Origin of the sequence: Nonomuraea aurantiaca (assembly GCF_020215705.1) — a bacterium.
In the GTDB taxonomy this organism is placed as follows: domain Bacteria; phylum Actinomycetota; class Actinomycetes; order Streptosporangiales; family Streptosporangiaceae; genus Nonomuraea; species Nonomuraea aurantiaca.
The window spans coordinates 403,344-416,919 of record NZ_JAIWNB010000004.1 but is presented as its reverse complement, the minus strand read 5'-3'; the positions used below and the strand labels follow the sequence as shown (position 1 = coordinate 416,919).

The window sequence follows — 13,576 nt, the reverse complement described above, 5'->3', positions numbered from 1 at the left end:
ACTTTACTCGAAGCTCGCAAATTACGCCTCCGGATCGCGGATTCGCCGTAAGGGGAGTCAAGTGGTCTAAACCAATTTGGTTCCGATAGGGTTTGTCATTGAGGTTTTCAGCTCGCCATCACGTACGAGGAGATCGGTTCCCGTGAGCATCCGCGTAGGCGTCAACGGCTTCGGCCGCATCGGTCGCAACTTCTGGCGTGCGGTAGCCGCCAGTGGCAAGGACATCGAGATCGTTGCGGTCAATGACCTGACCGACAACGCGACGCTCGCCCACCTGCTGAAGTACGACAGCATCCTCGGCCGCCTGCCGTACGAGGTGAAGGTCTCCGGCGACGAGATCACCGTCGACGGCAAGACGATCAAGGTCTTCGAGGAGCGCGACCCGGCCAAGCTGCCGTGGGGCGACCTCGGCGTCGACGTGGTGCTGGAGTCGACCGGCCTGTTCACCGACGCGGCCAAGGCCAAGGTGCACGCCGACAACGGCGCCAAGAAGGTCATCATCTCCGCCCCGGCGAAGAACGAGGACGTCACCATCGTGATGGGTGTCAACGACAACACCTATGACGCCGCCAAGCACACGATCATCTCCAACGCTTCCTGCACCACCAACTGCCTGGCTCCGCTGGCGAAGGTCCTGAACGACGCCTTCACCATCGAGAAGGGCCTGATGACCACCATCCACGCCTACACGCAGGACCAGAACCTGCAGGACGGCCCGCACAAGGACCTGCGCCGCGCCCGCGCCGCCGCCGTCAACGTGGTGCCCACCTCGACCGGTGCGGCCAAGGCCATCGGCCTGGTGCTGCCCGAGCTCAAGGGCAAGCTCGACGGGTTCGCGATGCGCGTGCCGATCCCCACGGGCTCGGCCACCGACCTGACCGTCGAGGTCTCCCGTGACGTGACCGTCGAAGAGGTCAACGCCGCGTACAAGGCCGCCGCCGAGGGGGCGCTCAAGGGCGTGCTCAGCTACACCGAGGACGAGATCGTCTCCAGCGACATCGTCACCGACCCGGCCTCCTGCATCTTCGACGCCGGCCTGACCAAGGTCATCGGCAACCAGGTCAAGGTCGTCGGCTGGTACGACAACGAGTGGGGCTTCTCCAACCGCCTCGTCGACCTCATCCAGTTGGTGGGCGCGGACCTCTGATGCGTACGCTCGACGATCTCGATGTGAAGGGTCGGCGCGTGCTCGTGCGCGCCGACCTCAACGTCCCCCTCGACGGTGAGACGATCACCGACGACGGCCGCATCCGCGCGTCAGTACCGACGATCAAGGCGCTGACCGGCGCGGGCGCGAAGGTCGTCGTCTGCGCTCATCTGGGTCGCCCCAAGGGGCGGCCCAACCCCGCCCTCTCGCTGAAGCCGGTCGCCGAGCGCCTTTCCGAGCTGCTCGGCGACGACGTGGCCTTCGCCACCGACGTGGTCGGTGACAGCGCCCAGGGCGTCGCCGACGCGCTGGAGGAGGGCCAGATCGCCCTGCTGGAGAACCTCCGGTTCGAGGCGGGCGAGGAGTCCAAGGACGAGGCCGAGCGCGGCGCGTTCGCCGAGAAGCTGGCGGGGCTCGCCGAGCTCTACGTCGGCGACGGCTTCGGCGCGGTCCACCGCAAGCACGCCAGCGTCTACGACGTGCCCCGGCTGCTGCCGCACGCGGCGGGCAAGCTCATCGTGGCCGAGCTGGAGGTGCTCAGGAGGCTCACCGAGGACACCGAGCGTCCCTACGTGGTGGTGCTGGGCGGCGCCAAGGTCTCCGACAAGCTCGGCGTCATCGCCAACCTGCTGGCCAAGGTCGACCGGCTGCTGATCGGCGGCGGCATGGCCTACACCTTCCTCAAGGCCCAGGGCTATGAGGTCGGCAAGTCGCTGCTCCAGGAGGACCAGCTCGACCAGGTGCGCGGCTTCCTCAACGAGGCCGCCGAGCGCGGCGTCGACCTCGTGCTGCCCGTCGACGTGTTGGCCGCGACCGGCTTCGCCGAGGACGCGCCGCACGACGTGGTCGAGGCCACGGCGATCCCGGCCGACCGCGAGGGGCTCGACATCGGTCCGAAGACCCGTGAGCTGTTCGCGGGCAAGCTGGCCGACGCCAAGACCATCTTCTGGAACGGCCCCATGGGCGTCTTCGAGTTCGACGCCTTCTCCGGCGGCACCCGGGCCGTGGCCGAGGCGCTGATCGGGGCCGACGCCCTGACGGTGGTCGGCGGTGGCGACTCGGCGGCGGCCGTACGGAAGTTCGGCCTGCCAGAAGACGGCTTCTCGCACATTTCCACCGGTGGTGGGGCGAGCCTGGAATATCTCGAGGGCAAGACTCTGCCCGGACTCGCCGCCCTGGAGGACTGACCGTGAGAAAGCCGCTTTTCGCCGGCAACTGGAAGATGAACCTCAACCACCTTGAGGCCATCGCGCTGGTCCAGAAGCTCGCCTTCGCGTTCACCGACAAGGACTTCGACAAGGCGGAGATAGCCGTCCTGCCGCCGTTCACCGACCTGCGCAGTGTCCAGACGCTCGTCGACGGCGACAAGCTGCGCATCGTCTACGGCGCGCAGGACCTGTCCCAGCACGAGGCGGGCGCCTACACCGGCGAGATATCGGGCGCGATGCTGGCCAAGCTGAGCTGCACGTTCGTCCTGGCCGGCCACTCGGAGCGGCGGCAGTATCACGGCGAGGACGACGACCTGGTCAACGCCAAGGTGCACGCCGCGTTCCGCCACTCGCTCACGCCGATCCTGTGCGTCGGCGAGGGCCTGCCCGTGCGCCAGGCGGGCGAACAGGTTTCACATTGCCTGAGTCAGCTGGACGGCGGACTGCGCAAAGTCTCCGCTGAGCAGGCACAATCGATGGTAGTGGCCTACGAGCCGGTGTGGGCGATCGGCACCGGCGAGGTGGCCACTCCCGAGGACGCCCAGGAGGTCTGTGCGGCACTGCGAGGCAGACTCGCTGAGCTGTACGACCCCGAAGTGGCCTCCGCAGTACGTATCCTTTACGGAGGGTCGGTCAAGTCAGGCAACATCGCTGGGATCATGGCTCAATCCGATATCGACGGCGCGCTCGTGGGCGGTGCCAGCATCGATGCCGGGGAGTTCGTTAAGATCTGCCGTTTCTCCGATATGTCTGGCTAACTGAGTCGTTCCGGGGGTGCGACTTGACAACAAGCCGTACCCTCTAGAAGCAAGTTTGAATCGTCACGCGTGACAGAGCATTGAAGGACTAGGCATACCGTGGAAATCGGAATCTCCATCGCCCTCATCCTGGCGAGCTGTCTCATGATCCTGCTCGTCCTGCTCCACAAGGGCAAGGGTGGTGGCCTGTCTGACATGTTCGGCGGCGGTTTCTCGTCGAACTTCGGTGGTTCCTCGGTGGTGGAGCGTAACCTCGACCGGTTGACCGTGATCACGGGCACCGTCTGGTTCGTCTGCATCATCGCTCTGGGTCTGCTTCTGCGGCCCTGAGTCAGATTGACGCGTGACAGTGATTCTCCCCCCGTGTGTCACGGGGCGATCGAGCGAGGAGTTCATCCGTGGGTAGTGGCAACGCGATCCGTGGCAGCCGTGTCGGCGCCGGCCCGATGGGGGAGGCCGAGCGCGGCGAGGCAGCTCCGAGAGTGCGGGTCTCGTTCTGGTGCGCCAACATGCATGAGACGCGGCCCAGCTTCGCCAGCGATGCGGCGGTGCCCGAGATGTGGGATTGCCCACGCTGCGGCCTCCCGGCCGGCCAGGACGAGCAGGCGCCGCCTGCTCCGCCCCGGAACGAGCCGTACAAGACGCACCTGGCTTATGTGAAGGAGCGCAGGAGCGACAAGGACGGCAAGGCGATCCTCGAGGAAGCGCTGGAGCGTCTCCGCAACAACAAGTCTCCCTGGTAGGACCTTGTTATCTCAGAAGGGCCCCGGCACGCTGTGCCGGGGCCCTTCGCTGTTCGTGGCCTTGGCCGTCCTTAGAGCCGACCGGGTTTCACGGGATGAGGTTCTGTGGCAGTGACGGGAGTGACTGGGTGCGGTCCGGAGCACGGCCGTCGGAGGTCGTCGGCGCGAGCCGGGCCTGCCGGTTGAACCGCTCCCGTAACCGGATCCAGGCCCGCGACCGCGGGCTGGCCCGCTCGCCCAGCCGTTCCGGCAGGTGCTCCGCCAGCGCGTGCGCCACGGCCGCGTTGACCCGGCTGGCGGCGGAGACGCCGAGCCTGATCTCCTCCTCGGGGTCGGCGGGGCCGGGCACACCCCCCGACGGTTCGAGTATGGCGGCGCGCAGGCGGGCCGCGTCGCCGAGCTGGCTGCGATGGTAGAAGTAGTCGGCCCTGGCCTCCCGCATGCGCCGCCGGACCGCGCCGTCGAAAGGTGGCCGGTGAGCACGATGACCGTGGTCTGCTGACGGCTCCGGACCCGGCGGACGGCCTCGACGACCGCCACGCCGGGGAAGTGGTCGTCGGGGTTCCGCTCGTCGGCGGCGTCCACCAGCACGACGTCGACGCCCTCGTACGACCAGCCGGCCGCCGCCCGGTGGCCGAGTCCCGCGACCACCTCCACGCCCGGTGTCCCGGACAGGATGGCGACGATGCCGGTGCGGCTGATGTCGTCGTCGTCCACGACGACCACGCGCTTGCCGTGTGTCCCCGTCACACGGTCATTACACTCCGGACCTGATGGCTAGTGCCAGATCCTGATGATCAGCGCGCCCGCGTTGTCGCCGAGGCAGCGGTTCTGATCGTTGATCCTCATGAACAGCCGGCCACCGGAGCCGGCCCGCCAGCTCCGGTGCGCGCCCAGCGCGCGTGAGCCGCCGTTGATCCGGGACAGGAGCCTGCCGTACGGGGAGCCGTCGTGGATCTTGCAGCCCTGGTAGATGTGCGAGTCGGTGTCCCAGTCGTACCCGTCGGCGCCCACCCACGGGAAGGAGTTGTCGTCGACCGTCCAGCTGCCGCCCACCTGCTCGATCCGGACGCGGTCGCCTTCGTACACATAGATCCCGATGTCCTGCCAGCCTCGCCTGGACGTGATCACTACGTCCCGGCCGCTCTGGGCCGTCGCCTGGGCGAGACCGGGAATGGTCACCGTCATCGCGCAGGCGAGCGCCGCGACGGCCCACGTTCGCCGCATCACCATGTCAGCCTCCACTTCGTGTCGGAGGCGACCGTACGCGGGAAGGGTGCGCGTTCCGTAGCGCCGGATCGCGCACCCGAGCCGTTCGGATCGCGGGCCTACCCGCCGTGGACGGCGACGCCGTCCACGAACGTCATGCGCACCTCGGTCGTCCAGATGTCGCGCTCCGGCAGCAGGAACGGGTCGCGGTCCAGGACGACGAGGTCCGCCGGGCGGCCCGGCTCGATCATCCCGGCGGGGGAGCGGTTGACCCAGGCCGAGCCGGCCGTGTACGCCGTCAGCGCGGTCTCCAGGTCGAGGCGCTGGCCTGGCAGGAACGGCGTCTGCGCCGTGGGGTAGTCGGCGTGCACCGAGCTGCCGGGCTCCGTACGGTTGACGGCCACGTGCATGCCCTGCAGCGGGTCGGCGCTCGACACCGGCCAGTCGCTGCCCGCGCAGAACCTCGTCCCGTGGGCGAGCAGGTCGGCGAAGGGGTACTGCCACGAGGAGCGCGGCTCGCCCAGGAACGGCAGCGTCAGCTCGTCCATCTGCGCGTGGTGGGTCGCCCAGAGCGGCTGCAGGTTGGCCGTCACGCCGAGGGCGGCGAAGCGGGGCACGTCCGACGGCTCGATGATCTGCAGGTGCGCGATGTGGTGCCGGTTGGCGGGCGAGGTGCCCTCGAAACTGTCCAGCGCCTCGCGTACGGCCCGTTCACCGATCGCGTGGACGTGCGCCTGGAAGCCGAGGCGGTCGAGCTCGGCCACGTACTTCCTGAGCTTGTCCGGCTCGACGTAGGACAGGCCCGTGCCGCCGCAGAGGCAGTAGGGCTCCAGCGTCGCGGCGGTGAAGTTCTCGGTGATGCCGTCCTGCATGATCTTCACGGAGGTGGCGCGGAACCGGTCCAGCCCCTCCGCCGAAGCCCGCCGCGCGGTCAGGTCGTCGATCTGGTCGAGGCCACGGGTACGGTCCCACCACAGCGCGCCCACCACGCGGGCCCGCAGCCTGCCGGAGCCGGCCGCCGACAGGTAGGTGGGAAGCTGGTCCACCGAGCCCGCGTAGGAGCCGACGATGGCGTCCTGCCAGCCGGTGATGCCGAGCGAGAACAGGTATCGCTCCGCCTCCTCCAGTGCCCGGTCCAGGTCGCGCGGGGCGGGGCGGGGGGTGAGGAGGCCGACGAGGTCCATCGCGCCCTCGTGCAGGACGCCGCTGGGCGTGCCGTCGGCGTCGCGTTCGATGCGGCCGTCGGCGGGGTCGGGGGTGTCGGCGGTGACGCCGGCCAGCTCCAGGGCGCGGGCGTTGACCCAGGCGGCATGATGGTCGCGCTGGATGAGGTAGACGGGCCGGTCGGCGAAGGCGAGCTGGTCGCGGTGCGGCAGCCCACCCGGGAAGGCCGACATGTCCCACCCGCCGCCATCAATCCACTCTTTTTCAGGATTTTTCGCCGCATAGTCGGCGATCTTCGCCATGTAGGCATCGAGTCCGTAAATTTCGGATAGGTCGCACTTGGCGCGCTCCAGGCCCGCCTGTACCGGGTGCACGTGCGCATCCGTGAACCCGGGCACCAGCAGACCCCCGTCCAGGTCCACGGTCTCGTGCCCCGGCGCCAGCCGTACCAGGTCCCGCTCGTCGCCCACGGCGGCGATCACGCCGTCGCGGACCAGCACGGCCTCGGCGAAGCCGGTCTTCGCGGTGAAGACCCGTCCCCCTCGAAAGAGCGTGTTCATGTGCTCCCCAATCTCGATGACGATGGTGATTCAGTGGCCGGTGATGAGGTCGGCCATGCGCGCCAGCACCGACGTGCCCGTCATCGACCGCTCCCGGTGGTCCGCCACCCGGTACAACCGGTACATCGCGTGCACCCCCAGCCACCGCAGCGGCTCCGGCTCCCAGGCCCGCACTCGGCGGCCCACCCACGGCAGCTCCGTCAGCGCCGTCCGCTCGCCCAGGACGAGGTCCCGCATCGTCCGGCCGGCCAGGTTGGCCGTCGTCACCCCGTGCCCGGTGTAGCCGCCCGCCCAGCCAAGGCCGGTGGCCGGGTCCACGTGCACGGTCGAGCACCAGTCGCGCGGCACCCCCAGCACCCCTGACCACGCGTGCGCCACCGAGGAGGACGCCGCGGCGGGGAAGAAGTCGATCAGCAGCCGCCAGAGCGCCTCGACCGTCTGCTCGTGCGTGTGCCCCCTGGCGTCCACTCGCGAGCCGTACAGGTACGGCCGGCCGCGCCCGCCGAAGGCGATGCGGTCGTCGGCGGTCCGTTGCGCGTACATGTAGTAGTGGGCCATGTCCCCGAGCAACTCGGACCCCGCCCAGCCGACCGACTCCCAGAACGAGGCAGGCAGCGGCTCGGTGACGATCAGCGAGCTGTTCATCGGCAGCCACTGCCGCCGCAGCCCCTTCAGCCGCGAGGTGAACCCCTCGGTCGCGCGGAGCACGTGGCGCGCGCGGACCGTCCCGAAGGGCGTCACGGCCAGCCCCGGGGCGATCTCCGTGACGGGTGTCCGCTCGTAGACGGTCACCCCGAGCTCTCGTACGGCCCGCGCCAGCCCTCGTACCAGCTTGGCGGGCTGGACCCGCGCGCAGTGCGGACTCCAGGAGGCGGCCACGGCACCCGCCACCCGCAGCCGTTCGGCGGGATCGACCAGCCGCAGGTCCGCCTCCTCGATGCCCCAGGCGCGGGCGGCCGACACCGAGGCCCGCAGCCGGGCCGCCTGGGAGGGGGTGCGGGCCACGTTGACCACGCCGCCCTTGACGACGTCGGCGTCGATGCCCTCCTTCTCGCAGACCTGGATCACCTCGTCGATCGAGGCGTACATCTCACGCTGCAGCCGGCGCGCCCCCTCCACCCCGTGCGTCCTGGCGTAGCGCTGATGCGACCCGGCCAGGTCGCCGGTCAGCCAGCCGCCGTTGCGCCCCGAGGCCCCGAACCCGGCGAAGTCCTTCTCCAGCACCACGACGTTCAGCGACGGCTGGGCCTGCTTGAGGTAGTACGCGGTCCACAGCCCCGTGTAGCCCGCACCGACGATCGCCACGTCCGCCTGGAGGTCACCGTCGAGGCGCGGACCAGGGGAGGGGACGCCGGAGGAGCGGTACCAGAAGGAGACGTCGCCGTTCACGAATCCGGACGACAGGGAGACATGCGCGTTCATGGCCGTATCCTCCTATACGCCGCATCTCGCTACGAAACTCGCATTCGAAACACGACGTTAGCGGCCAGGTAACACCTCCCCGGCATCCTCTTCCTATGGGATTCTTGCGCATTCGCACCACGGTGGACGAGCGTCCGGGACGACTGGCCTCCCTGGCCGCGGCCCTGGCGGACAGGGGCGGCAACATCCTCGGCCTGAGCGTCCAGTCGGACGCGGACGGCACCGTCGACGAGTTCGTCGCCGACATCCCCGCCGCCCCCGAGGCCGTGCGTGAGGCGCTGGAGGCCGCGGGTGGCCGCCGCGTCCAGGTGGTCCCGGCGACGGCGCACGAGCTGACCGACGAGCCCACCCGCGCGTTGCTGCTGGCCTCCCGGCTGCGGTCGATGCCGTGGCGGCTGCCGGAGTTCCTGGCCGAGTTGCTGCGCGCCGACGATGCCAGGTGGATCTATGGTGAAGCGGTGAGTGAGCTTCCCGACCCGACCCTGCTCGTGGTGCCCGTCGCACCCAGGCGCGCCGTCCGGCTGCGCCGCGCCGAGCTGCCCTTCACCCTGACCGAGGCGGCTCGGGCCGCCTCCTTCGTCCGGCTCGCCCAGCCGCCGGTCGAGCAGGGCGCCGCCGAGCCCACGGTCAAGCTGGCCGACGGCGAGGAGGTCACGGTCCGGCCGCTCACCTCCATCTACCGCGAGGCCGTCCGCGACCTGCACGACAGGTGCTCGCCCGAGGCGCGCAGGTTCCGCTACTTCACCTCGATGCCCGAGCTGCCGCCGCGGATGTTCGACCGGCTCTGCGACCGCAGCCGCGGCCGCTCCATCGTCGCCGGGCACGACGGCCAGGTGGTGGCCATGGCGTCCCTGATGTTCACCCCCGATCCCGGCATCGCCGAGATGGCCTTCCTGGTCGAGGACCGCTGGCAGGGGCGCGGTCTGGGCACCGCGCTGGCCAGGACGCTGGTGCGCGAGGCGCGCGATCTCGGCTATGCCGAGGTCAGGGCCACGATGCTGTCCGACAACGTACGGATGCGGCGGCTCCTGCTGTCGCTGGGCGCCACGCTCGGCTACACCGAGGACCCGGGCGTGATGGAGGCCAGGCTGCCGGTCTGCGCGATGGCGTCAGCCTGAGGCGCTCTCGCCGCGTCAGCCTGAGGCGCTCTCGCCGCGTCCTTCGCCCGGCTCGTTCTCGTCCGGCCCGGAGTCCGGTTCTGCCGGTCTCGGGGTGGAGTCCCTTGCCGACGGGTCCGGCTCGGAGCCCTGTTCTTCCGGTTCGGGGCCGGACGCCGCCTGCTGGTCCGGTTGCCGGATGCCCAGGTGGCGCTCGATGCGTTCGAGGCTCTCCTGGATCTGCGTGAGCCGCTCGCCGAGCGCCATACCGCCGGCGAAGAACATCTCGGCCGGCCGGTCCTTCGTCCCCTGGCCGAGCCGGGTGAGCACGCGGTGCCGCAGCTCGCCCAGCTCCACGCCGGCGTCCACGATCGCCTGGGCGGCCAGCCCCTCGCCCTCCCTGATCACGCCGAGCAGGATGTGCTCGGTGCCGATGTAGTTGTGGCGCAACTGCAGCGCCTCGCGCAGCGAGAGCTCCAGGACCTTCTTGGCGCGCGGGGTGAACGGGATGTGCCCGCTCGGCGCCTCGTCGCCCTGGCCCACCTCGCGCGTGACGAAGGCGCGCACGCTCTCGAGCTCGATGTTGAAGCTGTCGAGTGTCAGGCCCGCCACGCCTTCGCCCTCGTGGATGAGGCCGAGCAGGATGTGCTCCGTGCCGATGTGGGCGTGGTTCAGCGTCCGCGCCTCCTCCTGGGCGAGGACGACGACCCGGCGGGCACGGTCAGTGAAGCGCTCGAACACCGGTGGCCTCCGTTCGAGTGGCGTGTCTCCACTATGCGCTACAAACCAGCGGATGTGGGGTAATTGACAGGTGTGGATCTTGACGAGGTGGCCGGTCGCCTGTATGGGCTCCCGCCGTCCGAGTTCACCGCCGCGCGCGAGGCCGAGGCCCGTGCCGCCAAAGACGCGGGCGACGTACGGCTGGCCCGCGACATCGCCGGACTGCGCAAACCCACGGTCTCCGCGTCGGCCGTGAACCGGCTGGCCCGCGAGCACCCGGACGATCTCGGCGAGCTGCTGGCGCTCGGGCGGGAGCTGCGCGAGGCGTGGGAGCGGCACGACGCCGAGGCCCTGGCGGAGCTGACCCGGCGGCGCGGCGAGCTGGCGGGACGGCTGTCCCGGCTGATCAGGCGGGCGGCCGGGCTGTCGGCCGCCGCGGCGGCCGAGGCCGAGCAGACGCTCGACGCCGCCGTCGTGGACGCGGGCGCCGCCGAGGAGGTACGGCACGGCCGCCTGGCCAAGCCGCTCAGCTACAGCGGCTTCGCCCCAGCCCCGGCGCCGCGCGGCAAGCCCGCCAAGAAGCCGACGGACTCGACAGCATCGGCCGACTCGGCCTCGGAGGCGAAGGGCGCGGCGGCGAAAGGCGCGGCGGCCAAGAGCGCGGAGGCGAAGCGCGCGGAGGCCAAGAGGCGAGAAGAGGCGGAGGCGAAGAGGCGGGCGGAGGTTGAAGCCAGGAAGGCCGCCGAACGGCAGGAGGCGCTGGAGGCCCACCGGGAGTGGGTCACCGCCCTGGAGCAGGCCGTACAGGAGCACGACGAGCGCGCCGAGCGGGTCGCCGGGCTGGAGCGGAAGCTGGCCAAGGCCCGCAAGCGGCTCGCCGAGAGCGCGCAGCGGCTGGAGGTCGCCCAGCGGGAGGAGCGGCACGCGCGGCACCGCGTGGAGCGGTAGGTTAAGGCGTACGAAACGGTTTCGTACACCTGGAGTGGCGATGAGCACCTGGACCCCCGCCGACATGCCCGACCTGAGCGGCAAGACGGCCATCGTGACGGGCGCCAACAGCGGCATCGGCCTGCCCACCGCGCTCGAGCTCGCCAGGCACGGCGCCCGCGTCGTCGTGGCCACCCGCTCGGCCGCGAAGGGCGGCGCGGCCGTCGAGGAGATCCGCCGGGCCGTCCCCCGCGCCCAGGTCGAGCACGGCACGCTGGACCTGGCCGACCTCGCCTCGGTCAGGAGCTTCGCGGCCGGCGTCGATCGGGTGGACCTGCTGGTCAACAACGCGGGCATCGGCATGATCCCGCGCCAGTTGACCCGTGACGGCTTCGAGATGCAGTTCGGCACCAACCACCTGGGCCACTTCGCGCTCACCGGACTGCTGCTTCCCCTGCTGCTGGCCCGGCCCGGCGCGCGGGTGGTCAACGTCTCCAGCGAGGCGCACAAGACGGGCAAGCTGGACCTCGACGACCTGGGCCTGGAGCGCGGTTACAAGAAGATGAGCTCGTACGGCCGGTCCAAGCTGGCCAACCTGCTCTTCACCCTGGAGCTCCAACGACGCGCTCAGCGGGCCCAGGTGGACCTCGTCAGCGTCGCCACCCATCCTGGTGTCACGGCCACCAACTTCTTCAACGTGGGGCCGCTACAGCCCCTCCTGGGGGTGTTCCTGAAGAGCGCGGCGGCCGGTGCGGTGTCCTCCCTCTACGCGGCCACCTCGCCGGAGATCCACGGCGGGGAGTTCGTCGGTCCCAAGACCCAGCTGCTCACGCCGTCGGAGGCGGCCCGTTCCGAGCGGCTCGCCGCCGACCTGTGGGAGGTGTCCACGCGGCTGACCGGCGTACGATTCGACGAGATCGCCTACAGCTGAGGGACGTGCACGTGCCACCACTCGACCCCGAGCGGGAGCGGGCCATCCTCGACGCGACGCTGGAGTTGCTGTCCGAGATGGGCTACGACCGCATGTCGGTCGACCAGATCGCCAAGCGGGCCAAGGCCAGCAAGGCGACCATCTACCGCCGGTGGACAGGCAAGCCGGAGCTGGTGGTCGACGTCATCTGCCGCCGGTTCGACATGGACACGCCGGCCGCCGCGGACACCGGCTCGCTGCGCGGCGACCTCGCCGGCGTGCTCGGCGGCCTGTGCGGCGCGGTCGAGCGCAAGCACGGGCTCATCATGGGGCTGTCCTCGACGCTGGTCTCGCACCAGGAGCTGGCCAGGACGCTGCGCGAGCACATGCCGGCCAAGGATCTCGGCGGGGTGGACGCGCTGCTGGAGCGGGCCAGGAAGCGCGGCGAGCTGCCGGGGCCGGTGGATCCTGGCCGGCTGTTCGGGGTGGCGGAGGCGCTGGTCTGGCACCGCATGATCTTCCTCGGGCCGCTGTTCGACGAGTCCTTCGTCGCGGAATCGGTGGACGAGGTCCTGCTGCCGCTGGTGCGCGCCTGGGCGCAACAAACCTGACGTGTTTATGTGAAATTTCGTCTCAAAGCATGGATTGGGGCGAAATGTCGGGCTTAGGGTCGTCGCCATGACGACCCCCATCGACGACTTCATCGACGCGCTGCCCAAGGTCGAGCTGCACGTGCACCTGATCGGCTCCGCCTCCGTGCCCACCGTGCTGGAGCTGGCCCGCCGCCACCCTGGCGGCCCCGTCCCCACCACCGAGGAGGAGCTGCGCGCGTTCTACGCCTTCCGCGACTTCCCCCACTTCGCGCAGGTGTACCAGGCCGTCAACGCGCTGGTCCGGGAGCCGGAGGACATCGCCGCCCTCGTGCTCGGACTGGCCCGCGACCTGGCGGCCCAGGGAGCCCGCTACGCCGAGCTGCAGGTCACCCCGTACGCCCACAGCATCGTCGGGATGCCCATGCGCGAGGTCACCGAGGCGCTCGACCTGGCCGCCCGCCGGTCGCAGACCGACCACGGGGTGGAGATGGCCTACATCTTCGACATTCCGGGGGAGTTCGGCGAGGAGGCGGCCAAGGTCACGCTCGCGCACGCCTTGGAAGAACCTCCCGCAGCATTGGTAGGTTTCGGCCTGGGCGGGATCGAGCAGAGCCGGACACCGTACCGTGACGCCTTCCGCGACGCGTTCGCGGCGGCGCGGGCGGCGGGGCTGCACAGCGTGCCGCACGGCGGCGAGATGACCGGTCCCGAGACCATGTGGGAGGTCATCGAGGGGCTGGGCGCCGAGCGCATCGGGCACGGCATCTCCTGCCTGGAGGACCCGCGCCTGGTGGCCCACCTGCGCGAAACGCAGCTGCCGCTGGACGTCTGCCCGACCTCCAACCTCCGTACGGGACAGGTGGCCCGCATCGAGGAGCACCCGCTGCCCAGGCTGCTGGAGGAGGGGCTGTTCGTCACGCTGAACAGCGACGACCCGCCCATGTTCGCCACCACCCTGGCCGGTGAGTACCGCGTCGCCGCGCACGTCTTCGGCCTCGGCGAGCCGGAGCTGGCCCGGCTCGCCCGCAACGGCGTGCACGCGTCCTTCCTGCCGCCGGCGCGCAAGCAGGCCCTGCTGGCCGAGATCGACTCACTGACCGGCTGAGGACCTCACGCAA

The 13,576-nt window shown here is 70.3% G+C and carries 15 protein-coding genes and 1 pseudogene; 11 read left to right on the top strand and 5 right to left on the bottom strand.

Annotated features, from left to right (window positions below; translation table 11 throughout):
- Positions 1-142 precede the first annotated feature (142 nt).
- From gap to LDL49_RS13810, 5 genes are all read left to right on the top strand, one after another.
- The gene (gap, locus tag LDL49_RS13830) at positions 143-1,147 is read left to right on the top strand and encodes a type I glyceraldehyde-3-phosphate dehydrogenase (protein ID WP_225291408.1); all 1,005 of its coding nucleotides are present in this window, start codon (positions 143-145) and stop codon (positions 1,145-1,147) included.
- Entirely contained in the window at positions 1,147-2,334 is a 1,188-nt protein-coding gene (locus LDL49_RS13825) for a phosphoglycerate kinase (RefSeq protein WP_225291407.1), read from the top strand. The genes gap and LDL49_RS13825 overlap by 1 nt, the downstream gene beginning before the upstream one ends.
- Positions 2,331-3,113, top strand: a complete 783-nt coding sequence (tpiA, locus tag LDL49_RS13820; RefSeq protein WP_225291449.1) for a triose-phosphate isomerase — start codon at positions 2,331-2,333, stop codon at positions 3,111-3,113. Before LDL49_RS13825 ends, tpiA begins: the two co-directional genes overlap by 4 nt.
- 99 nt (positions 3,114-3,212) lie before the next feature.
- Positions 3,213-3,443 (top strand): preprotein translocase subunit SecG, encoded by a 231-nt coding sequence (secG, locus tag LDL49_RS13815; RefSeq protein ID WP_214636246.1) that lies wholly within the window; start codon positions 3,213-3,215, stop codon positions 3,441-3,443.
- 68 nt (positions 3,444-3,511) lie between these two features.
- Positions 3,512-3,856 (top strand): RNA polymerase-binding protein RbpA, encoded by a 345-nt coding sequence (locus tag LDL49_RS13810; protein ID WP_214636247.1) that lies wholly within the window; start codon positions 3,512-3,514, stop codon positions 3,854-3,856.
- A gap of 88 nt (positions 3,857-3,944) precedes the next feature.
- Here LDL49_RS13810 and LDL49_RS13805 read toward each other — a convergent pair whose 3' ends face one another.
- A complete protein-coding gene (locus LDL49_RS13805) occupies positions 3,945-4,298 on the bottom strand; it encodes a hypothetical protein (protein WP_225291406.1) in 354 nt (117 codons plus the stop codon).
- Between the two features lie 26 nt (positions 4,299-4,324).
- Between LDL49_RS13805 and LDL49_RS13800 the strand changes: the two genes are divergently transcribed.
- Positions 4,325-4,630 (top strand): hypothetical protein, encoded by a 306-nt coding sequence (locus LDL49_RS13800; RefSeq protein ID WP_225291405.1) that lies wholly within the window; start codon positions 4,325-4,327, stop codon positions 4,628-4,630.
- Positions 4,631-4,633: 3 nt separating this feature from the next.
- On the opposite strand, the gene LDL49_RS13795 is transcribed toward LDL49_RS13800, so the two are convergent.
- The 3 genes from LDL49_RS13795 to LDL49_RS13785 all read right to left on the bottom strand — a co-directional run bounded on the left by LDL49_RS13795 (position 4,634) and on the right by LDL49_RS13785 (position 8,211).
- Positions 4,634-5,089 (bottom strand): hypothetical protein, encoded by a 456-nt coding sequence (locus LDL49_RS13795; protein WP_225291404.1) that lies wholly within the window; start codon positions 5,087-5,089, stop codon positions 4,634-4,636.
- 95 nt (positions 5,090-5,184) lie between these two features.
- Positions 5,185-6,789, bottom strand: coding sequence for an amidohydrolase (locus tag LDL49_RS13790; protein WP_225291403.1), 1,605 nt, complete (start codon positions 6,787-6,789; stop codon positions 5,185-5,187).
- A gap of 30 nt (positions 6,790-6,819) precedes the next feature.
- The gene (locus LDL49_RS13785; protein ID WP_225291402.1) at positions 6,820-8,211 is read right to left on the bottom strand and encodes an NAD(P)/FAD-dependent oxidoreductase; all 1,392 of its coding nucleotides are present in this window, start codon (positions 8,209-8,211) and stop codon (positions 6,820-6,822) included.
- 95 nt (positions 8,212-8,306) lie between these two features.
- Between LDL49_RS13785 and LDL49_RS13780 the strand changes: the two genes are divergently transcribed.
- Positions 8,307-9,329: a GNAT family N-acetyltransferase gene (locus LDL49_RS13780; RefSeq protein ID WP_225291401.1), complete on the top strand. Its 1,023-nt coding sequence runs from the start codon at positions 8,307-8,309 to the stop codon at positions 9,327-9,329.
- Between the two features lie 219 nt (positions 9,330-9,548).
- Here the strand turns inward: LDL49_RS13780 and LDL49_RS13775 are convergent.
- A pseudogene (locus LDL49_RS13775) lies at positions 9,549-10,049 on the bottom strand (Clp protease N-terminal domain-containing protein); the annotation flags it as partial.
- Between the two features lie 72 nt (positions 10,050-10,121).
- On the opposite strand from LDL49_RS13775, the gene LDL49_RS13770 reads away from it, so the two are divergent.
- The 4 genes from LDL49_RS13770 (at position 10,122) to add (ending at position 13,563) form a co-directional block, all read left to right on the top strand.
- Entirely contained in the window at positions 10,122-10,976 is an 855-nt protein-coding gene (locus tag LDL49_RS13770; RefSeq protein WP_225291400.1) for a hypothetical protein, read from the top strand.
- A 40-nt stretch (positions 10,977-11,016) separates the two neighbouring features.
- Complete coding sequence (locus tag LDL49_RS13765; RefSeq protein ID WP_225291399.1) at positions 11,017-11,886, top strand: oxidoreductase; 870 nt, start codon at positions 11,017-11,019, stop codon at positions 11,884-11,886.
- Positions 11,887-11,891: 5 nt separating this feature from the next.
- Positions 11,892-12,476 (top strand): TetR/AcrR family transcriptional regulator, encoded by a 585-nt coding sequence (locus LDL49_RS13760; protein ID WP_225291398.1) that lies wholly within the window; start codon positions 11,892-11,894, stop codon positions 12,474-12,476.
- A gap of 67 nt (positions 12,477-12,543) precedes the next feature.
- Positions 12,544-13,563 carry an adenosine deaminase gene (gene add / locus LDL49_RS13755; protein WP_225291397.1) on the top strand — a complete coding sequence of 340 codons (1,020 nt, stop codon included), beginning with the start codon at positions 12,544-12,546 and terminating at the stop codon, positions 13,561-13,563.
- Positions 13,564-13,576: the final 13 nt, after the last annotated feature.